Here is a 21037-nt window from a genome sequence, read left to right as displayed (position 1 = left end):
CCATGCGCGCCTATCTGGATTTGCTGCAGCACGTACTCGACCACGGCACCGTCAAGGCCGATCGCACCGGCACGGGCACGCGCAGCGTGTTTGGCTGGCAGATGCGCTTCAATCTGGCGGAAGGCTTTCCGCTGGTCACCACCAAGAAACTGCACCTGAAGTCGATCATCCACGAGCTGATCTGGTTCCTGCAGGGCGATACGAATACCGCGTATCTCAAGGAGCACGGCGTCAGCATCTGGGACGAGTGGGCTGACGCCAATGGCGAGCTGGGTCCCGTGTACGGCCAGCAGTGGCGTGCATGGCCTACGGCTGATGGCGGCACGGTGGACCAGATTCGCTGGGTGGTGGACGAGATCAAGCGCAACCCTGATTCGCGCCGTTTGGTGGTCAGTGCGTGGAACGTCGGCGAACTGCCGAAAATGGCATTGATGCCCTGCCACGCGCTGTTCCAGTTCTACGTGGCGGATGGCAAGCTCAGCTGCCAGCTGTATCAGCGTTCGGGCGATATTTTCCTGGGCGTGCCGTTCAACATCGCCAGCTACGCGCTGCTCACCCATATGATCGCGCAGGTATGCGGCCTGGGCGTGGGCGATTTCGTGCATACCCTGGGCGACGCGCACTTGTACAGCAATCACCTGGAGCAGGCGCGGCTACAGCTCAGCCGCGAGCCGCGTGCGCTGCCCAAGCTGGTGCTGAATCCGGACGTGCACTCGATCTTCGATTTCCGCTATGAGGACATCGCGATCACCGATTACGCACCGCACCCGGCTATCAAGGCGCCGGTGGCGGTATAGCCGCTGGGGCGATGGCTTGTTACCCATGGATGCGCTGTCGCATCCTGCTAAGATCGGCCCGCGCGGCGCCAGCGGCCAGCGGCGCGAGCTGTCCACACTGTCGATGACCCAAGGATTCCCATGGCTATTTCGCTGATTGCCGCGCTGGACGAGAACTTCGCCATCGGTCGCAAGGGACAGCTTCCCTGGCACTTGCCCGACGACCTGCGCTGGTTCAAGCAGCTCACCCTCGGCAAGTACGTGCTGATGGGCTACAAGACCGCCGTGGCCGTGGGCCGTGCCTTGCCCGAACGGACCAATCTGGTACTCAGCCGCAAGCACGAGGCGCCGTTCCCGGGTCAGGTGACCGTGCGTTCGTTGCCCGATGGCTTGGCACGGGCGGGTGGTACCGGCCTGATGGTGATCGGTGGCGGTGAGGTGTATGCCGAGGCGCTGCCGCAGGCAAAGCGCCTGTACCTCACCTGGGTCAACGCCGCCGTGGATGGCGCCGACACGTTCTTCCCCGGGGTGCATTTCAGCGACTGGACCGAAGTCTCGCGCGTTCATCACAAGAAGGACGCCGAGCATGCTTACGACTTCGACATGGTCGAGTACATTCGCAACGACTGAGCAGGGCGGTCGCGTTGTCTTCCAAGCTGACTGAGGCCATGCATGTCATGGCGGGCGTGCTGGTGGACGAGCAGGGCCGCGTGCTGCTGGCGCAGCGGCCTCCCGGTAAGCATCTGGCCGGACTTTGGGAGTTCCCGGGCGGCAAGCTGGAGGCCGCTGAAGCGCCTCTCGACGGCCTCATGCGTGAGTTGCACGAAGAGCTTGGCATCGAGGCCAGCGTGGCCGATCCGCTGATCCAGGTGCGCTGGCGCTACGGTGATCGCGATCTGCGCTTGGATGCCTGGATGGTTCGCCATTGGCAGGGCCAGCCCGCCTCACTGGAGGGGCAGGCGTTGCAATGGTGCATGCCCGTGCAGGTGGACCTGACCCAGCTCGCACCGGCCGATCGCCCGATCCTGCGTGCGCTGCAGTTGCCGCCATGTTGTTCGATCACACCGGCAGATGTGCCTCCGGAATCCTTTGCTGCGTGGCGCGAACGACTGATGCAGGCGATGGTGGCAGGGGAACGTTTGCTCCTGTTGCGCTTTCCTTTATGGCCCGCCGAACGTGTGCGTGAATTGGCGGCGGCCTTGCAGCCGATGGCGCGCAAGTACGGCGCCCAATTGTTGTTGAGTGGCGATGTGGACGGAGCCCGCGAGCTTGGCGAGGGCGTGGGTGTACAGCTCAAGGCGCAGCAATTGATGCCGCTGTGCGAACGGCCGTTGCCATTCACCCAGTGGGTAGGTGCCAGTTGCCATGACGCGACGGAGTTGGCTCATGCGCACCAACTGGCGGACTTCGCCACGTTGTCGCCGGTCGCGCCCACGGCCACCCATCCCGGGGCGACGCCGCTGGGGTGGCCGCGCTTTCAGTCGCTGGTGGCGCAGGCATCGTTACCCGTGTATGCCTTGGGCGGCATGTCACCGGCCGACAAGGAAGCGGCGCGCCAGGCTGGCGGGCAGGGCGTTGCAGGTATCCGCGGCTTTTGGTGAGCGCTTCAGCGCGCGGCTTGAGCCAGCGTGAGGTAGCGTGCATGCAAGCTCGACACGGCATGGTCCAGTCGCGTTTCATCGCCACTGTTCTCGATGATGTCGTGAGCCAGCGCCAGTCGATCCGTGCGCGTGGCCTGGCGGGCAATCATCTGCCGCGCTAGCGTTTCATCAATGCCGTCCCGCCGTACGAGCCGGTCAAGCTGCACGGCTTCCGATGCATCCACCACCAGAATGCGATCCACCCAGCCGTAGTGCGCCAGGTTTTCCGCCAGCAGGGGGATGGCGAGCAGGCAATACGGCCCGCTGTCCGTTAACGCGCGGTCGTGCAACCAGGCGCGCACCCGTGGATGAATGATGGCCTCAAGTGCGCGTCGCTCCGGATCATTACCGAACACGCGTTTACGCATGGCGGCACGATCGAGGGCGCCTTGATCGTCGAGTACGTCGCTGCCGAAATGCGCCACTACCTCCCGCAATCCATCGCTGCCGGGCGCGATGACATCGCGTGCGGCGACATCGGCATCGTAGACATGGATGCCCAGCGCTTCGAAGCGACGCGATACGGCACTCTTGCCGGCGGCAATCCCGCCAGTGAGGGCCACGACATAGCTGCGTGGAGAGCAGCTCATCGCATGCCGGTGAGCTGCATGTAGTGCAGCAGCAGCCAATCGCCGGCCATGAACCAGACCCAGCCGGCGGCGGCGATGAACGGACCAAACGGCATGGGAATATCGCGCTCGTGCTTGCGCAGCATGATCATCGCACCACCCAGCAGTGCGCCGATCAGCGAGGACAGCAGGATCACCGGCAGCAGCGCGGCAGGCCCCATCCATGCACCCAACGCAGCCAGCAGCTTGAAGTCACCATAGCCCATGCCTTCCTTGCCGGTCAGCAGCTTGAAGAGCCAATAGACGCTCCATAGGCTGAGGTAACCGATGGCCGCGCCAACGATGGCGGCGGCAGGCGTGACAAACATCGGGAGTAGCGCAAGCAGCAGGCCCATCCACAGCAGCGGGTAGTTGAGCTGGTCCGGCAGGTACTGTGTACGGAAGTCGATACCGGCCAGTGCGATCAGCATCCAGGTAAAGACCAGGCCAGCGAGCGCGGGCCAGGTCGGGCCAAGCTTCCATACCACGGCCGCGCTCAACAGGCCGCCGAGCAGTTCCACCAGCGGATATTGGATGGAAATGGGCGCTTTGCAGTAACGGCAGCGGCCACCCAGCAGCAACCAGCCAAGCAAGGGGATGTTGTCGTGTGCCGCCAGCGGATGGCGGCAATGCGGGCAGTGCGACGGTTCGCGCACGATGCCGGGTGGCAGTGGCTGGTTGTCCGATTCCATGCCCAAGGTGTCGAGCGCATCCAGCCGCCAGGCGGCCTTCATGCGTTCGGGCAGGCGCAGGATCACCACATTGAGAAAACTGCCTACCAAAAGGCCAAGCACACCGGCGGCCAGTACCCAGGCCCAGAGCGGGAGTTCGAGCATGTCGGTTCCGAAGCGATAAAAAAGGCCCCCCTCCCGCCGGGAGAGGGGCCTGGATTCTCCGAGCTTACACCGTGCCGGCGAGCTTGAAGATGGGCAGATACAGGGAGATCACCATGCCGCCGACCAGCACGCCGAGGATCACCATGATCAACGGTTCGAGCAGGGTGGAGAGGGTGTCGACCTTGTTGTTCACCTCTTCCTCGTAGAACTCGGCGACCTTGAACAGCATGTGGTCCAGTGCGCCGGATTCTTCGCCGATGGCGGTCATCTGCACCACCATGTTGGGAAACAGTCCGGTTTGGCGCATGGACAGCTGAAGCTGGTGACCGACAGCGACGTCGTCGCGCATCTGCATGACCGCTTCACCGTAGACGATGCTGCCCGTGGCGCCAGCCACGGCCTCCATCGCCTCGACCAGCGGCACACCGGCCTTGAAGGTAACGCCCAGCGTACGTGCGAAGCGCGCAATGGCCGACTCACGCAGGATGGCACCCATCACCGGCAGGCGCAGCATCACGCGATCCAGGAAATGGGCGAACTTGGTCGAGCGCTTCTTGGCCATGACGATGGCTACGATGCTGCCCACGATGCCGCCAAGGACCACCCACCAATAGGACTTCATGAAGTCCGAGGCGTTGATAACGAACTGCGTCGGCGCCGGCAACTCCGCGCCGGCGTCCTTGAAGGTCTGGGCGAACACCGGCACCACGAACAACAGCAAGATCATGCTGACCAGGATGGCGACGGCGAGCACCATTACCGGATAGAACAGCGCCTTCTTGATCTTGCTCTTGATGCCTTCCATGCGCTCCTTGTAGGTCGCCACGGTGTCGAGCACCGTGTCGAGTACACCGGCTGATTCGCCGGCCTGCACCAGATTGCAGTAGAGCTCGTCAAATTGAACCGGGTACTTGCCCAGGGCCTCGTGCAGCGTCGAGCCGCCCTCGATGCTCTGCTTCACATCGGTGAGGATGTTCTTGAAGCGGACATTCTTCTGGCCGTCCGCGATGATTTCGAAGGACTGCACCATGGGTACGCCGGAGGCCATCATGGTGGCGATCTGGCGACTGAAAATGGCCACATCACGCGGCTTGACCGTGCTGCCGCTGGCGCCGAAAAGTGGCTTGGAGCGCTCGCGCACGGTCTGCGGGTTCATGCCCTGGCGACGTAGCTCGGCCTTGACCAGCGAGGCGTTCTTGGCGGGCATTTCGCCCTTCATGCGCTTGCCGCGTTTGTCGAGCGCGACCCAGTCGTACATGGTCAGCTTGCTGACCTCCGATCGCTGACTGGCGAGTCGGCTGGCATTTTTAGCGGTAGCGGTGGCCGTGGCCATTGCGATTCCCCCTGCTGGTCCGGTCGGGCCGCCTCAGGAGGGCGACCGTCCTTATATCTTTGCAGCTTAAGCGATTTCAGGCCGCCAATCCGTGGCACCTAGCGCAACTTCGGTGTGACGGGCTGCCCTGTGGGCGGATACCGGCCACTGGCCGGTGCCCTCAGTCCTTGGTGACGCGATCGATCTCGGCCAGACTGGTGACGCCCTTCTTGGCCTTGAGCAGCGCCGATGCGCGCAGATCGTTTACCCCGGCCTTGCGGGCTACTTCGGCAATCTGCAGCGCGTTGCCGCCTTGGAGGACGATCTTCTGGATATCTTCCAGCATGGGCATGACCTGATAGATGCCCACGCGCCCCTTGTAACCCTCGTTGCAGCTGTCGCAGCCGACGGCTTCATAGAGGGTGAGCCCGGCATCGATATCTTCCTGTGTGAAGCCGGCTGCCAGCAGGGTCTGTGGCGGCAGCTCCATGGGGCGCTTGCAGTCGTGCAGGCGGCGCGCCAGGCGCTGGGCGATAACCAGGGTGACCGAGGAGGTGATGTTGTAGGGCGCAATGCCCATGTTCATCAGACGGGAAATGGTTTGCGGCGCGTCGTTGGTGTGCAGGGTGGACAGCACCATGTGGCCTGTCTGCGCCGCCTTGATGGCGATCTCGGCGGTTTCCAGGTCGCGGATTTCGCCCACCATGATCACGTCCGGATCCTGTCGCAGGAACGAACGCAGGGCGGCCGCGAAGGTCATGCCGCGCTTGGTGTTCTGCTGGACCTGGTTGATACCTTCCACGCGGATTTCCACCGGGTCTTCGACGGTGGAGATGTTGCGTTCGGCGGTGTTGAGGATATTGAGCGCGGTATACAGCGACACCGTCTTACCCGAACCGGTGGGGCCGGTGACCAGCACCATGCCGTAGGGCTTGTGGATGGCGTCCAGATACAGCTGCTTCTGTACATCCTCGTAGCCCAGCGCATCGATGCCCAGCTTGGCCGCCGAGCCGTCGAGAATACGCAGCACGATCTTCTCGCCGAACAGCGTTGGCAGCGTGCTGACACGGAAGTCGACGGCGCGGCTCTTGGACAGGTTGAGCTTGATTCGCCCGTCCTGCGGCACGCGGCGCTCGGCGATATCCAGGCCTGACATCACCTTCAGGCGCGAAGAGATGCGCGAGGCCAGTTTCATCGGTGGACTGGCCACGGCGCGCAACATGCCGTCCATGCGCAGGCGCACGCGATACTGCGTTTCGAAAGGTTCGAAATGGATATCCGAGGCGCCGCGCTTGATGGCGTCCACCAGGATCTTATTGACGAACTTGACCACCGGTGCGTCGTCGTTGGCGTTGGCGTCGATGCCGGTGCTCTCGGCTTCTTCGTCACCGCCTTCCAGCACCAAATCATCCAGGTCGCCGCCACCCAGGTCGGGGACGGTGTTGCTGAGGGCATTGAGGGCTGTTTCGATAAAGCGCAGCAACTGACTGCGCTCCACCAGGATCGGCTCCACCATGCAATTGGAGTGGAATTTGATCTCATCCAGCGCATGCGACTGCATGGGGTCGTAGATGCCCACGAACAGGCGCTTGCCCCGCTTGAACAGCGGCAGGGCGTGATGCTTGTTGATCAGCGCTTCGCTGATCAGGTTAGTGGGCATCATGGCGGGCAGCAGCGAGCCCACATCCATCATCGGCATGCCGAACTCGTCGGAGGCGATACGGGTGAGGCGGGCGCTGTCGACCAGATTGTGTTCGAGCAGCCAGGCGGTGAGCGTGACCTTGTGCTGCAGCGAGTCAGCCACGGCTTTACGCACGTCGGCCTCGGGCAGCACATCTTCCGATACCAACCTGCGAGCCATGCCCGACAGGCCGGCCAGCGAGGGTTGCATTAGCGTTGACATAGCGATACTGGCTCAGCCCCCTGATTGACTGGGAATTTACCCCAGTTGGGCGGGTAGGTCACCCGCTGTGGTGCGGCGGATGGCTGCCGGGGTGATGCGATGCACAGATCGACGACCGCCGGTCGCCAAAAAGACATGCAACAGGCATGCCTTGCAGCGTGGACGTCACCCGTGGGGTAGGGTAGAAATACCGCTTTCGTCCAGAAGTACCTGCCGTGTCCGAGCCCGATCTGCCGCCCTTTCTCGTTTTCGGTGCCCCTCGTATCGAGGAGCCTGAGATCGCCGAAGTGGAAGCCTGCCTGCGTTCCGGCTGGTTGGGTACCGGTCCGCGGGTGGCGCAATTTGAGCGCGACTTTGCCGCCTGGCGCGGCGTTCAGCTATCCCAGGTGGCCGCGGTGAATTCCTGCACGGCCGCCTTGCACGTCAGCATGGTCGCCGCGGGACTGGAGCCGGGCAGCGAGGTTATCACCACGCCACTGACGTTTTGCGCCACTGTGAACGCCATTTTGCACGCAGGTCTGACCCCGGTGCTGGCGGACGTGGACCCACACAGCCAGAACATCGACCCGGATGCTATCGAGGCGGCGATCACGCCGCGCACCCGGGCGATCCTGCCTGTGCATTTCGCCGGTCGCCCTTGTGCCATGGATCGCATCATGGATATCGCCGAGCGGTACGGACTGGTAGTGATCGAGGACTGCGCCCATGCCATCGAGACCGAATACCGCGGCCGCCCGGCAGGCACGTTCGGCGACTTCGGCTGCTTCAGTTTCTACGTCACCAAGAACGTGGTGACGGGCGAGGGCGGCATGATCCTGGGGCGCGATGAGGAACACATCGCACGGGCGCGCATCCTGGCCCTGCACGGCATGAGCAAGGACGCCTGGCATCGCTTCAGTGACCAGGGGTACCGTCACTATCAGGTGGTGGAGTGTGGCTTTAAGTACAACATGATGGATCTGCAGGCCGCGCTTGGCATCCATCAACTAGCCCGCGTGGAACAGAACTGGCAGCGACGTCGTGAGCTTTGGCAGCGTTACGACGAGGGTTTGGCCGGCTTGCCGGTGACCCTGCCGTCGGTGCCCGAGGCCGATACGCGCCACGGCTATCACCTGTACACGCTCCTGGTCGATCCGGCGCGCAGCGGCATGCATCGCGACGAGTTTCTGGAGGCCATGAATGCCGCGCGCATCGGCACCGGCGTGCACTATCTGTCGGTTCCCGAGCATCCGTATTACCAGGAGCGCTTTGGCTGGCGACCGGAGCAATGGCCGCATGCCATGCGCCTGGGGCGCCAGACCGTGAGCCTGCCGCTGTCCCCGGCCATGTCCGATGAGGACGCGGGGCGGGTGATCAACACGGTTCGTGGCTTGCTTGGCGGTTAACCTCCATTTGGGCGAATCGATAAACGCCGAGTTCGCCACAGCCGGTGCACCGCCCGCAAGGTATGATGCCCCGTCACGACCGGGGGAGCTCTCTTGAACCGCCTTAGCATCGTCCTGCCCGCCAAAAACGAAGGGCCGGCACTGAAGAATCTGTTGCCGCGCCTGCGTGCCGCCCAGCCGGAGGCGGAGATTATCGTGGTGGACGATGGTTCCACGGACGACACGCGTGCGATCTGTGCCGACAGTGGCGTGCAGTGCCTGTCTTCGCCTTATTCCATGGGTAACGGCGCGGCCATCAAGCGCGGTGCTCGTGCAGCCTCCGGCGACCTCCTGGTGTTCATGGACGGTGATGGCCAGCATGATCCGGCCGACATCGCCCGCCTGCTGGATAAGCTGGCGCAGGGCTACGACATGGTGGTGGGAGCCCGCGATTGGGGCAGCCAGGCCGGCGTGGGACGCGGTGTGGCCAACACCATCTACAACTGGCTGGCCACCCGTATGACCGGGCATGTCGTGGCCGATCTCACATCGGGCTTTCGTGCGGTGCGGGCGGATAAATTCCGCGAGTTCCTGCACCTGCTGCCGAATGGGTTTTCCTATCCGACCACCAGCACCATGGCCTTTTTCCGCAGCGCCTACCCGGTGGCCTATGTGCCCATCAAGGCCGCGCAGCGCGTAGGTAAGAGCCATATCAAGCCACTCAAGGACGGCATCCGCTTCCTGCTGATCATCTTCAAGATCGCCACGCTTTATTCGCCGTTGAAGCTGTTTGTGCCGGCGAGCGTGCTGTTCTTCGTGTTGGGCTGCCTGAACTATGCGATGACCTTCATTCACGAGGGCCGCCTGACCAACATGAGCACGCTATTGTGGAGTGCCGCGGTGATCGTTTTCCTCATCGGCTTGGTATCCGAGCAGATCACCGCGTTGACGTATCGCAAGAGCGAGTAAACATCGGTATCTGTCGGGGCGCTGCCGACTGTCGGCGTGTATTTATGCTTGATATGAGACCGGTTGTGAAAAACGTACGCCGAACCCTGCTGGTACTGGCTTCGACTTATCCGCGTTGGCAGGGCGATCACGAGCCCGGCTTTGTTCATGAGCTATGTCGACGGCTGGTCCAGCGCTTCGATGTCATCGTGCTCACATCCCACGCCCGCGGAGCTGCCGCAGAAGAAACCATGGATGGGGTGCGTGTTGTCCGTTATCGCTATGCACCAGCCTTTCTGGAGACCATGGTCTACGGCGGTGGCATCGCATCCAATCTGCAGCGTTCCCCCTGGAAGTACCTGCTGGTTCCCGGGTTCCTGCTGGCGCAATACCTGCGCACCCGAGCGCTAGTTCGGTCGCAGCGTGTGGATCTCATTCACGCACATTGGCTGATTCCGCAAGGCATCATTGCCGCACGGATCGCTGGAAAGAACCGCATTCCCTTTGTGGTGACCTCGCACGGCGGCGACCTGTTTGGGCTGAGAAGCCCAGCGCTGAACTTTTGGAAGCAAAAGGTGGCGGCGGCTTCGAGTGCAATGAGCGTGGTGAGCAGCGCCATGGTCACTGAATGTCAACGTCTCGGACTTCAGCCGCGCAAGCTTTCCGTGCTTCCGATGGGGGTGGACCTGACGACTCGCTTCGTGCCGGATTCCGCCGTAACCAGACATCAGGATGAGCTGTTATTCGTTGGTCGCCTGGTGCCAAAGAAAGGGCTGAGATACCTGCTTGACGCCATGCCGCGGATCATTGATCAGCGGCCCGGCGTCGTCCTCAAGATAGCCGGTTTCGGACCCGACGATGCGGCACTTCGCAAGCAGGCGAAAGCACTTAACATCGAAGAGCACGTGATGTTTCTGGGGGCGCTTCCCCAGGATCGGCTACCCGATCTCTATCGCCGCGCCAGCGTTCTGATTGCGCCCTTTGTGAGAGACGATAGCGGCAACCAGGAGGGGTTACCGGTTGCGCTGATGGAAGCCATCGGCTGCGGCTGTCCTGTCGTCGTGGGCAATGTCGCTGGTATTGAAGATCTGCTGGGCCGCTACGCGGAGCAACTTACGGTTGACTCCCGGAATGTGGATGCGCTGGCCATGGCAATTCTCCATGCGCTTTCAGATGTCCCTGCCGCTGCGGTGCGTGCTCTGGCGATTCGCGCCGATGCAGAGGAGAGGATTGGATGGGATCACATTGCCAAAGCCTACGGCGATTTGCTCGCGCAGGAGTTACAAGGATGACGTGCCCATTGCTCATCGGTGAGAAGGACTGTCCGCGATGAAGAAGCAACCTAAGCTCTGGTTACGCGAGAGCTGCGTTCATGACTTGAGCCGTGATTGGACTGCCGGATCATTCGTGGAAATGGGTGCAGGTACGGGATATATGACCCGGCTGTTCCTGGATCGCGGATTCGAGGGCGCTTGCCATGACTTGGGCGACGACAGTCGGCAGATGATTCGCGCGAATTTGGCTGACGCCGCCGATCGAATTCGTGTGCCCGATCAGTTATCCGAACTGGCCCCGGAGAGCTTTGAATACCTTTTGGCGTTCGAGGTGCTTGAGCACATTGAGGCTGACCTCGAGGTGCTGCGCCAATGGATGGCGTACGTGAAACCCGGTGGCCGTATTCTCGTTTCGGTGCCGGCTCATGCGCGGAAGTACGGTCGCTCCGATGAGATCGTCGGTCACGTTCGTCGCTATGAAAAGGCACAACTTCGCCAGTTACTTGATGCTGCGGGCGTTGAGGGTATACGCATTGTCAACTACGGATTCCCCATCACGGAACTCACGCGAAGGCTTTCGAACTGGCTGATCCGGGGGGATCGCAGTTATGAGGAACTATCGCCTGAGCAACGCAGCATCCGCAGCGCTCAGGCAAAGCCCAAATCCATCAGCAAGGTGCTGGCGCTGTTCGGTGACCAATGGATGTTGCCGTTCATCATCATGCAGCGTTGGTTCTATCGCTTTGATCTCGGCGATGGCTACGTGGCGATCGGTACCAAGCGGATAGCTCAACCCTGACCTGCAATGGTCAGGAGATGCTCATTCATGCGAGCAATGATCTGCGCCCAATCCTCGATCTGCGCCAGATGCGACGAGGAGTTGCGCAGTTGCGCATCAACGGCTCGAGCAAGGCTGGCCGGATCGTCAGCGCAATAGAGTCCCTCAGGCGAGCCTGCGAGTAAGTCTGGCATCACCCCGATGCGTGCTGCGACCAAAGGAAGGCCGCAAGCCATCATTTCATAAGCCTTCTGCGGGAAGCAGTAACGGCCAAACGGAGTGTCGCGCAGATAGATCACGCCCAGATTCAGCGCATTGAAAAGCTTGGCCGTCTGCGCATGTGGCAGTTGGCCGAGGTAGTGGACCTTGGGCCCTTCGGGCGGCGGCTGATCATAGGGGCCCGCGATGACAAGGTGCGCATCAGGATGGGCCTCAGCAATGCTTGGCCAGGCGTCATAAAGGGTGGTCACCCCTTTATCTCTATAGAGGCCACCTGCGGTGCCAATCAACAAGGCAGTTGCTGGGAGGCCAAGCTCTAGTCGAGCCGAGATTTTGTCATCAGGCCTAAAGATAGCCTTGTCCACGGTGCTCGGCATGGCGAGCACGGTCCCGCCAGCGCCGTACTCATCGAGCACAAGCTTGCGCAGGGGCTCGCTGGTGGTAGTGACCAAGTCAGCCTTGCGAACCGAGCGGCGAAGCGCGGAAACAAAACCTGGGATTTTTGCCTGGCCGAAGCCCTCAAAGTTGTCGTAGAGGTCTGCGGCATAAGGAATGCGCAGTCGACGCGCCAACCATCCGGCAAGAGCTACGTGAGGGATATCTGAAGCGCCGACAATAACGTCGGGCGAGAATTTTCTAAGCTCGCCGAGCAGGTGCAATGGGTAGCTCGCCAACTTGCCAAAAAACGGCGCACCTGCAGAGACCGACGTCCACGTCAGCCGTCCAGGAGCGGCGTCGTGCATCCACGATCCTTCGTCCTGGTTCTGGTAACTGAGGCAGTACCCTTGCACGTCGTGGCCGAGACAGGCGAGCTGATAGGGGATTTCGTAGAGCCGCGCGTAGCGGTCAAGAATCACGTCCTTGCCCATGTAGCGGCGCTTGCAAAGAAATGCGATACGCATAGTCAGCCGATCAAGCGCTTGGCCGCGGCGAGCGCAGCGCCAACCACCTGGTCCATGTTGTAGTAGCGGTACTGCGCGAGCCTGCCGACGAAGGTAACGTCAGTTTCGCTCTTTGCCAGCTCTTCGTAGCGCTTGAATAGCGCCTCGTTCTCAGCCCTGGGAATGGGGTAGTAAGGATCCCCATCTGCCTGCGGATACTCGCGGACGATCGATGTGCCCGAATGCTCCTGACCCGTCAGGTGCTTGAACTCCGTAATACGGGTATAGGCGTGGTCGTTGGGGTAATTCACTGTACCGGTGGACTGGTAACGCGCTAAGCCCGCGAGATGCTCGTGCTCGAAGCGCAGCGAGCGATAGGGAAGGCGCCCGTAGCAATAATCGAAGTAGGCGTCGATGGGGCCGGTGTAGACGACATGGTCCGCGTCCAGTGAAGACCGCACGTCGGCAAAGTCGACGCCGAGTTCCACGGTGATGTTTGGATGATCCAGCATCTTCTCAAACATCTTTGTATAGCCGTGCTTGGGCATGGCCTGGAACGTGTCCGTGAAATAGCGATCATCACTGTTCGTGCGCACGGGAATACGTGCAGCTACGCCCGCTTTAAGTTCCGAAGGATCAAGCCCCCATTGCTTGCGGGTGTAGTTGAGAAAGAACTTTTCGTACAAGTCGCGCCCGACACTATTGAGTACGACATCTTCGCTGGTCAGTACGGGCTCTCGCGGTTCGCGCACGCTCTCGAAGAACGCTTGTGCTCCGGATTCATCCAGATCTAGCCCGTAGAGTTGATTAAGCGTATCCCGATTGATGGGGAACGGGTAATCCTCACCATCAACCACCCCACGCACGCGGTGCTCGTAGGGGAGCCATTCTGTGAACTGCGACAGATACTCGAAGATCCGCTCGCCATTCGTATGGAATATATGAGGGCCATAGCGATGGATAAGTACACCATGCGCATCTAGTTCGTCATAGGCATTGCCGGCGATATGCCGGCGTCGATCGATGATGTAGACGGGTCGCCCGGATTCAGCCAGCTCTCGTGCCACGACGGCTCCCGCAAAACCTGCTCCAACGACCAGTAGTTTATTGTTAGTCATGTATCGTCAGGCGCTAAGGCCGAGCCGTCTAAGTGCTTGAAATGGCGATGAGTGATAGTCGAGCTTGAGTACTGACAGCACTTTTAAGTCTAGCTGAGTCAAGCTGTTGATGCCGCTGATCTTGGCGAGAGGAGAGCGGCGCAGGGCCTGCCACATTGCTCTGCCCAAAGGGGCTGCTCTTACGCATGCACGAATCCACTGTGAGGCGACGACCTTTCGAGCCTCATCATCCGAATAAGCCGCGAGAATCTTATTGAGCCAAGCCTCGATGGCCTGTAGATCCTCTATCGAGTGAATCGATTGCGGCGCTCTTATGAGATTGTGAACCCGGAGTTCATCTTTCGTAGGAAGAAAACCTTGCTGCTTAAGTGAGTTCTCACGAATGCCTTCGGTGACGCGTTCCATGGCGGCTCGTTGCGCCTGGGTGGATTGCTGTGGGTGACGCCGATAGTCAAGAAGTACTTCAGGCACGTTCGCCATTCGAAAATGCGTGCTGGCCCGGACGTATAGGTCATAGTCCTCTGCCAGGCGATGGGATTGGCGATATTGGAACCTTTCAAAAACTTCTCTTCGAGCCATCAAAGTTGGGTGGCATATGGTGTTCTGGAAGATCATGGCTGCCCGCAAGGCAGCTTCACTTGAAGGCCATCTACAGGTACGAGAAATGCCTTGCCCGACCTCCCTGAACCAGCTTCCACAAAAGTCGATCTTGCGTTCCGTTAGATAAGCTAACTGGCGCGCCGTGCGTTCCGGATGAGAGATATCGTCCGCGTCCATCCGACCAATATAGGCTCCGTTGGCGAGATCCAGCCCGCGGTTGAGTGAAACTACGATACCTTCATTGCGCTGGTTTCTCTCAACGAAAAGACGGTGTTCCTTTTGACGATAAGTCTCTAGAAGGTATGCGGTGTCGTCGGTGGAGCCATCATCTACCGCGATGACTTCGACATTCGCATAGGTTTGACGGAAGAGACTATCCAGTGCCTGTTCCAGCCATTGAGATGCGTTGTAGCAAGGAAGTATGAAGGAGACGAGGGGAGTCATATCAAATACTCCGCTTCCACGAGGCGTAGCCCAGTCGCGCTTTGGTGCGGCGAAAGCTTATGGCCAACCAGCGAGGGATGCATAACGCCCATTCAGTCGCAATGATGTTACCGCCTGAAAAAATGTCGACATCAAGAATGCGCGCGCGAGGTCTGGCGGAGGCATTCATGGCTTTGGACTCTGCCAGAACGCGGCTCCAATGGAATGGTGCGAATGGAAATGCTTTGTGTGCGGAATCGGCCAATGCGTTCGCAATCGCTAGCTGGCGATCGAATGTGAGACGACCTTGGACGCTTAGCGCTTGGTGAGCCTCCATAAGCCAGCCGTACATGCGGACATGGTCACTGTTTCGAGTAAAAGGTTGAGACACACGAGGAGATGCGTGCTGTACCCACGCGCCTACCGAGCGGGACAATCGGCACCACGACAATTCGCGCGTGCCCACAAGACGGATCATAAACTCGATATCTTGTCGCGCAGGGGTAGTGCTGGTCCATGGAGTATCGGGCAGGATGTCGCGTCGAAAGATGTGCGCTGGCGGATTGGTGAGCCTCTCGGGCATCAAAATTGCTGTCGTAAAGTCTTCTGTATCGGGCTGCGTAACGCATTGCTTGGTATCGATGCCTTCATATAAGACATCCATCGAGCCAGAGCAGACATCCGCGCCGGTCTGCTCAAGCATTGTCAGTTGCTCTCGAACCGCTTCTGCATAGATGAAATCGTCGTCATCGAGAAACCGTATGTACTTGCCGCGGGCAAGGCTGGCGCCATGGTTGCGCGCCAAGTTCGCATTGGCCGGCGATACGATGGATACGCGTACCCGTGAATCTTGGGCAAATGGCGCCAGGGTGTTTCGCCAGGAGTTGTCCGGGCCGTTGGGGACGACAATCACCTCTATCTCGTCAGTCCAGCCTTCGAGAGCGCTACCGATCGCTCGCTGTAAAAAGCGAGGGCGCCCATAGGTTGGAATGATCGCGCTAATCAGCGGTGTCGGCATGGGGCGAGTCGTACAAGGCGAAGGGGCGGCGCGCTACGGTATGGTAAATCAGCGTGACAATGGTTCGATTGAATATCCAGGAAAGCGTGACGTAGAGCGCAAGCCCGAGGACCCCCGTGACAAGCAGGCTTCCCCACGGTGAGCTCATGGCCATTGTGACAGGCCATGCCAGCAGTGTGGCGACTGCGGCAATGCTCACCGGTCGAGTGAATGACCATAAATAGCTCTTCAAGGATGCTCCGCAAGATGGCCAAATCAAGTAGCGCCATCCGGGGATCAGAAGGACGAGCTGCAGGGCAGTCATCGTTGCCGCGATGTGGGCGATGCCAAAAGGGGCGACGCAAATGGTGGCCAGTGGCACCAGAAGTGCGGAGGCGAGGTTCCAATAGAAGCTGCGTTTTGCGCGGCCGGTCGCTAGTAGGAGTGAGCCCACCGGATTTCCGATCGACACCAGCAGTCCATATAGCGCCAATAAGCGAAATACGTCTGCGCTGGATGACCATTGATTGCCTAGCAATAGGCCAATGATAGCCGGCGCCTGCAATATGCCGAAGAAGTAGATCGGCGCCGTTAGGCTGGCCACGGCTCGGACCTGCAGCAAGTAGATGCGTGCTACTCGCACCCTGTCTTGTTGCGTGGCGCTCATTATAGGAAAGGCTACACCAGTAAGAACAGGGTTGATGAGGGCGACCGGTTTGGTGCAAAGCGCCTTGATAGGGGCGTAGCGACCGAGATCGGTCATGCCAACCAGTTTGCCTAGGATGAGCGAATCGATTTGCGTATTGAGAAAATCGAGCGTGCGCTCAGCCACCTGATAGAGACCAAAGCGAAGAAATGGTCCCACTTCGGCAAGTCGGAAGTAGCGCTCGGGACGATAGACCCGGCTTCCTGCGACGACCACGATGGCGGCCGATGTGACTCCTCCAGCGACTACGCCCAAAGCAATCGAATAGACACCGAGTCCCAGTAGTGCAGCAACAACTGATACGGTACAGGTGATAACAGCACTGGACGCGTTGGCCAATGCAAGCACTCCAAACGCGAATCGTTTTTGCAGAATGGCCCGATACTGGCCCGCGAATGCAGCCATTACAATTGACAGGGAAAGTAGCTTTAGGGTGCCTTCCAGCTCTGCATTGCCATAGAAGTGTGCTGCCAGTGGGGCCGCCGCGAAGAGCCCTATTGCTAGGGCAAAACCCACGCCAAGATTAAGCCAGTACAGGGTCGATAGTTGAGAGGCGCTAGCCTGATGGTAATGAACAATGGCACCGGACAGGCCAAAGTCAGCGTAGAAGGCAAGCAAACTCGCCGCCACTGACGCGACTGCCGCCACGGCAAAATCCGTAGGCGTGAGGATACGGGCGAGCAGGGCGATCTGCAGTACTTGCAGCACGGCAGTTGTCGCACTGGCAAGTGATGCGTGTCGAGCACCACTTCGTGCACTGCTGGCCAAGTCGGAGGGAGGAGCCGGGCTCATGTCAGGGCCTGGCCTAGCACACAGCGCTTCCACCAAAGCGTCACCGACATGGCGCGCCATAAGTAGTATGGGTTTCGATCCGACAGTACGTCGTACCCTTTGTGCAGGGCGCCCATGTCAATGTACGGGCAGTCTAGGCCTGACGTGAAGGCGAAATAGGTATTTTTGGAGCCGCGAAGCCATTCCTTGATAGGGAACGGAAACCCCATTTTCCTCTTTCGTGCAACGATGGCTTTTGGCAGTACGTCTTGCATGGCCTGTCGGAGGATCCATTTATGCCAGCCGTCGCGTATCAGGTAGGTGGTGGGGAGCTGAAACGCGAATTCCACTAGGTCAACATCCAGAAATGGTGCGCGAACTTCCATTGGCACACCCATCCAGGATTGGTGGCTGGAGCGCAACCAATAGTTCATGCGCCAGTTTCCCATGAGGTCAACTAGCAGCTCATCAATATTTCTCCGGGGTCCTTTGGCGCTATGAGATACGCCGTTGGTGCGCACCAGGTCGAATTCTGGAGTGTAGGAGGCTCTCCATAAGGCGCGTTTGAGTTCGCGCAACACCACGCGGCCGTATGGAAGTTCCTTGTATCTCGCGACCTCTCGTAGTGCTTGGAGTGGGTGACCTTTCCTGACTAGATCGAGAAGAAACGGCCCTATGTAATCGGAGGAGTAGCCCGCAAGTAGTTCATCTCCACCCGCACCGTTGAGGCTCACCCGTAACCCTTGTGCGGCCATCAGCCGCCACAGGGTGAAATGGGTAAGCATATTGGGTGCGTGAAACGGTTCATCCATGAGTGCGACATAGTCATCTGCGGAACGCCAAAAATCGTCCTTTGGCGCACGTAGAACTCGATAATCAATGTTGTTGCCGAATCTTTCCGCAAGGGTGCGGGCGATGGGCTCCTCATCTGAATGTGCTTCGTCAAACTTCACGGTGAACGTCGAAATACGATGCCCAAGGCTTGCTGCAACGGCAACGATACTCGATGAGTCCATGCCTCCGGAAAGTTCCGCGCCCCATGGAACGTCAGCGTGAAGTCGACGCGTAACTGACCGGTAGAATATTTCGCGGAACCCATCAACAGCTTGACGCGGAGAAAGCTCGCGTTCGGTTAAGCGGGTGGAACGGAGTTGCCAGTAGCGTTGAGGCTCTTGTGCTTGACCTTGCCTAACCCAGGCAAAAGATGCAGCAGGGAACGTCGTTATGCCTTCATAGCAGGTAAGGTTGTTTATATCGCGCCATCCATGATCAACGAAATCGCGAATGGCTTGTGCGCGAGGAGTGCTAGCTGCACTGCTCGCCACTAGGCGAAGCGCTTTGATCTCCGATGCCCAAGCTATGCCGCTGCGTGTGGGCGCGATATATAGCGGTGCTTTTCCCAAAGGGTCGCGTGCTAGCAATACAGCCCCCTTTTGCAGGTCATACAGCGCGATGGCCCAAAAGCCCCGCAGGCGTGAGAACATGTTTGTGCCCCATGCCTGATACGCTGCTACCAGAACCTCCGTATCGGATGTTGTTCTGAAACTATGGCCCAGTTTCTCCAGTGCGGGTCGTAGTTCAAGGTAGTTATAGATCTCTCCGTTGAATACGACGCAGACGGCGTTATCGGTGGACCAGAATGGCTGATGCGCCCCCTTAGTAGGGTCAATGATCGAAAAGCGACGGTGGCCAAGGGCCGTGTCGTGGACGACTGATTCGACATGGTCCGCCTGTGGGTTGCTTGCGTCGGCCTTCCCGTGGAGCGGCGCGTTACTATTGAAAAAACTCAAGCCTTCGTCGTCTGGACCTCTATGAGCCATGATTCGGCACATGGCGACGAGCTCAGATGCGGGGCGAGCCTCGGGTTGGGACAAGGAATAGCCAGCGATACCGCACATAGTCGTATTTCGTTAGTCGTTGGAGGAGCGGAGGTGATGGCTAGCTTAGGGCTTGCGCGCGATTGTGAAATAACCAACCGTCTCGCGATCTTCTGGCCAGACATGATCTAAATTCAGGGCAATAATCTGATTTGTGAGCCAGAACGGGCTCAGGATGGCGCGAACAACCGTCCGCATCAATCGGGGGCCACGAACCAATCGATGGAGTTGATAGTTGAACTTGAGCACCCACATAGCCCAAAAGCCGGATGTGGGGCGAACAATAATATCTGTGAAGCCCGCCTTCGTGAGGTGATGTTCAAGACCGAATCGGGTAAATCGCTGAAAGTCCCAGGGTGCCTCATGAATCCACCACTGGAACGGTGTGGAGATAGTTAGTTCGCCGCCTCTGCGCAAGACACGAAACGCCTCTGCGAGCATTACGTCGGGCTCGGAAAGATGCTCCATGACTTCGAGAGATATAACGTGATCGGCTACATCATCCGCGAGTGGGAGTGGCATGTTGAGATTTGCCAAAACGTCCGCCTTCAAACCGTGCATGGAGTTGGCCCAGTCAACCCCCATGTAGTGGTCTGCATATCGCAGGATATCTCGCTCAAAGGGGCGGGTACCGCAGCCTAAGTCAATTACGATGCCGCGAAGAGAGGGAAGCCGGCCCGCTACGAAACGGTTGATCAGCTTTTTGGCAAGCCAATTGTGCGCAAGGAGATTCTCTGGGTACATGACTTTATGTGTCAGTGCTAGCGGGCGGTGATGAGAAAATTTGAACCTGACTCTTCCAGGGCACGGCGAGCTACGTTGTATGTTCCTTTAGTAGGTCGCAGCGGGATGGCGGGGTAGATTGCAGAATGCCTTTCTATAGATAAGTCGGCCGGGCCTGGTGGGCAACTGGCAAGGCGTCCGTGCAGTATTTCTTGCTACTTAGTCCTACCAAGCGGCAACCGCTTCTCCAAGCGCGCCCTCGTTCCGAGCGCGCTGGGGATGTCAGTCCTAGCGATGCTTCGTCGTATTCCTCAGGCATGCGCTCGTTGCGTGAGCAACTATATGGTCGTAATGCTGCTCAAGAGCGCGAGTGCATTCCGATATGGAAAATCGCTTTTTTGCAAACGACCGTGCCGCGTACCCGATTTCGTCTATGTGGGTATCATCTGAGAGTGATATAGCGAGAAGCTCGGCTAGTGTTGCGACATCGCGTTCCTTGAAGGCCCAGCCTGTGGTGCCCTCAATCATGGCCTCCCCGCATGCGCCTCTAGCGGACGTAATGACAGGTACGCCGCAGGACTGCGCCTCCACAAGCACTGTTGGAAGTCCCTCTGCGTCACTGACCTGAGACGAAACGTGTAGCCACTTTGAAGGTGAGTTCTCTACCCTAAACAGGCAAGGAGAACCCATGAAGAAGCGACACACCGAAGAGCAGATCATCACGATCCTGCGGGAGGCAGAGCGCGGCGCCGTGCCGGTCAAGGCACTGTGCAAGCGTCATAACATCAGCGAGCAGACATTCTTCCGCTGGCGCAACAAGTTTGGTGGCATGGATGTGCCCGACGCACGGCGGCTGAAAGACCTGGAAGCAGAGAACGCCAAGCTCAAGCGGATGGTGGCCGAGCAGTTGCTGGTCATCGACGGGATGAAGGAAATCGTCCGAAAAAAATGACCACCCCGGCGGCACGGCGCAATGCATTGGGCGTACTGGTTGGCCGGGGAATATCGCGGCGCAAGGCGTGTTTGTACCTTGCCTTGAGTCGACGCGTGGCGCATTACACACCCACGCAGTCAGGCAAGGATCAAGCGCTAGCAGCGCGACTGATGGCCAGTTCGCCCCAGGTGCCTCGCTTCGGCTACCGGCGCATGGCGGCATGGTTGAATGTGGGTGAGGCGCGCGTACGGCGGCTGTGGCGTTCGCTTGGCTTGAACATTCCGCGACGTCGGCCCAAGCGGCGGCGTAGCGGCAGCGACATTCGCCTGCCCGGCGCGGTGCGACCCAA

18 protein-coding genes and 1 pseudogene are annotated in these 21037 nt (G+C 59.5%); 8 read left to right on the top strand and 11 right to left on the bottom strand.

Going from position 1 to position 21037, the window contains the following annotated elements:
- The first annotated feature begins 2 nt into the window (after positions 1-2).
- From JHD67_RS01640 to JHD67_RS01630, 3 genes are all read left to right on the top strand, one after another.
- Positions 3-797: a thymidylate synthase gene (locus JHD67_RS01640; protein WP_199096670.1), complete on the top strand. Its 795-nt coding sequence runs from the start codon at positions 3-5 to the stop codon at positions 795-797.
- Positions 798-917: 120 nt separating this feature from the next.
- Positions 918-1406 carry a dihydrofolate reductase gene (locus JHD67_RS01635; protein WP_199096668.1) on the top strand — a complete coding sequence of 163 codons (489 nt, stop codon included), beginning with the start codon at positions 918-920 and terminating at the stop codon, positions 1404-1406.
- A 14-nt stretch (positions 1407-1420) separates the two neighbouring features.
- Entirely contained in the window at positions 1421-2377 is a 957-nt protein-coding gene (locus JHD67_RS01630; protein WP_233171575.1) for a Nudix family hydrolase, read from the top strand.
- A 5-nt stretch (positions 2378-2382) separates the two neighbouring features.
- Here JHD67_RS01630 and coaE read toward each other — a convergent pair whose 3' ends face one another.
- The 4 genes from coaE to pilB all read right to left on the bottom strand — a co-directional run bounded on the left by coaE (position 2383) and on the right by pilB (position 7075).
- Positions 2383-3006: a dephospho-CoA kinase gene (gene coaE, locus JHD67_RS01625; RefSeq protein ID WP_199096666.1), complete on the bottom strand. Its 624-nt coding sequence runs from the start codon at positions 3004-3006 to the stop codon at positions 2383-2385.
- Entirely contained in the window at positions 3003-3860 is an 858-nt protein-coding gene (locus JHD67_RS01620) for an A24 family peptidase (RefSeq protein ID WP_199096664.1), read from the bottom strand. Before JHD67_RS01620 ends, coaE begins: the two co-directional genes overlap by 4 nt.
- Positions 3861-3924: 64 nt before the next feature.
- The gene (locus JHD67_RS01615; RefSeq protein ID WP_199096662.1) at positions 3925-5193 is read right to left on the bottom strand and encodes a type II secretion system F family protein; all 1269 of its coding nucleotides are present in this window, start codon (positions 5191-5193) and stop codon (positions 3925-3927) included.
- A gap of 160 nt (positions 5194-5353) precedes the next feature.
- Positions 5354-7075 (bottom strand): type IV-A pilus assembly ATPase PilB, encoded by a 1722-nt coding sequence (gene pilB / locus JHD67_RS01610; RefSeq protein ID WP_199096660.1) that lies wholly within the window; start codon positions 7073-7075, stop codon positions 5354-5356.
- A 215-nt stretch (positions 7076-7290) separates the two neighbouring features.
- On the opposite strand from pilB, the gene JHD67_RS01605 reads away from it, so the two are divergent.
- The 4 genes from JHD67_RS01605 (at position 7291) to JHD67_RS01590 (ending at position 11460) form a co-directional block, all read left to right on the top strand.
- Positions 7291-8460, top strand: coding sequence for a DegT/DnrJ/EryC1/StrS family aminotransferase (locus JHD67_RS01605; protein ID WP_343214283.1), 1170 nt, complete (start codon positions 7291-7293; stop codon positions 8458-8460).
- A 93-nt stretch (positions 8461-8553) separates the two neighbouring features.
- Entirely contained in the window at positions 8554-9408 is an 855-nt protein-coding gene (locus JHD67_RS01600; RefSeq protein ID WP_199096658.1) for a glycosyltransferase family 2 protein, read from the top strand.
- A gap of 65 nt (positions 9409-9473) precedes the next feature.
- Complete coding sequence (locus tag JHD67_RS01595; protein WP_343214282.1) at positions 9474-10679, top strand: glycosyltransferase; 1206 nt, start codon at positions 9474-9476, stop codon at positions 10677-10679.
- A 37-nt stretch (positions 10680-10716) separates the two neighbouring features.
- Positions 10717-11460 carry a methyltransferase domain-containing protein gene (locus JHD67_RS01590; RefSeq protein ID WP_199096656.1) on the top strand — a complete coding sequence of 248 codons (744 nt, stop codon included), beginning with the start codon at positions 10717-10719 and terminating at the stop codon, positions 11458-11460.
- Here JHD67_RS01590 and JHD67_RS01585 read toward each other — a convergent pair.
- From JHD67_RS01585 to JHD67_RS01555, 7 genes are read right to left on the bottom strand one after another with little or no spacing between them, the layout of a single operon-like run.
- Complete coding sequence (locus JHD67_RS01585; protein ID WP_199096654.1) at positions 11451-12560, bottom strand: glycosyltransferase family 4 protein; 1110 nt, start codon at positions 12558-12560, stop codon at positions 11451-11453. The two genes, JHD67_RS01590 and JHD67_RS01585, sit on opposite strands and share 10 nt — an antisense overlap.
- Before the next feature lie 2 nt (positions 12561-12562).
- Complete coding sequence (glf, locus tag JHD67_RS01580) at positions 12563-13657, bottom strand: UDP-galactopyranose mutase (RefSeq protein ID WP_199096652.1); 1095 nt, start codon at positions 13655-13657, stop codon at positions 12563-12565.
- Between the two features lie 6 nt (positions 13658-13663).
- Positions 13664-14701: a glycosyltransferase gene (locus JHD67_RS01575; protein ID WP_199096650.1), complete on the bottom strand. Its 1038-nt coding sequence runs from the start codon at positions 14699-14701 to the stop codon at positions 13664-13666.
- A 1-nt stretch (position 14702) separates the two neighbouring features.
- On the bottom strand, positions 14703-15698 hold the full coding sequence (locus JHD67_RS01570) for a glycosyltransferase family 2 protein (protein WP_199096648.1): 996 nt from the start codon (positions 15696-15698) through the stop codon (positions 14703-14705).
- Positions 15679-17175, bottom strand: coding sequence for an MOP flippase family protein (locus JHD67_RS01565; protein ID WP_199096646.1), 1497 nt, complete (start codon positions 17173-17175; stop codon positions 15679-15681). Before JHD67_RS01565 ends, JHD67_RS01570 begins: the two co-directional genes overlap by 20 nt.
- Positions 17172-19052 (bottom strand): asparagine synthase (glutamine-hydrolyzing), encoded by a 1881-nt coding sequence (asnB, locus tag JHD67_RS01560; RefSeq protein WP_199096644.1) that lies wholly within the window; start codon positions 19050-19052, stop codon positions 17172-17174. Before asnB ends, JHD67_RS01565 begins: the two co-directional genes overlap by 4 nt.
- A 45-nt stretch (positions 19053-19097) precedes the next feature.
- Positions 19098-19775 (bottom strand): class I SAM-dependent methyltransferase, encoded by a 678-nt coding sequence (locus tag JHD67_RS01555; RefSeq protein ID WP_199096642.1) that lies wholly within the window; start codon positions 19773-19775, stop codon positions 19098-19100.
- A 667-nt stretch (positions 19776-20442) separates the two neighbouring features.
- Between JHD67_RS01555 and JHD67_RS01545 the strand changes: the two are divergent.
- A pseudogene (locus tag JHD67_RS01545) lies at positions 20443-21037 on the top strand (transposase); the annotation flags it as partial.

The organism is Dyella sp. ASV21 (genome assembly GCF_016428975.1).
Taxonomy (GTDB): Bacteria; Pseudomonadota; Gammaproteobacteria; order Xanthomonadales; family Rhodanobacteraceae; genus Dyella.
This window is presented reverse-complemented; position numbering and strand designations above follow the sequence as displayed.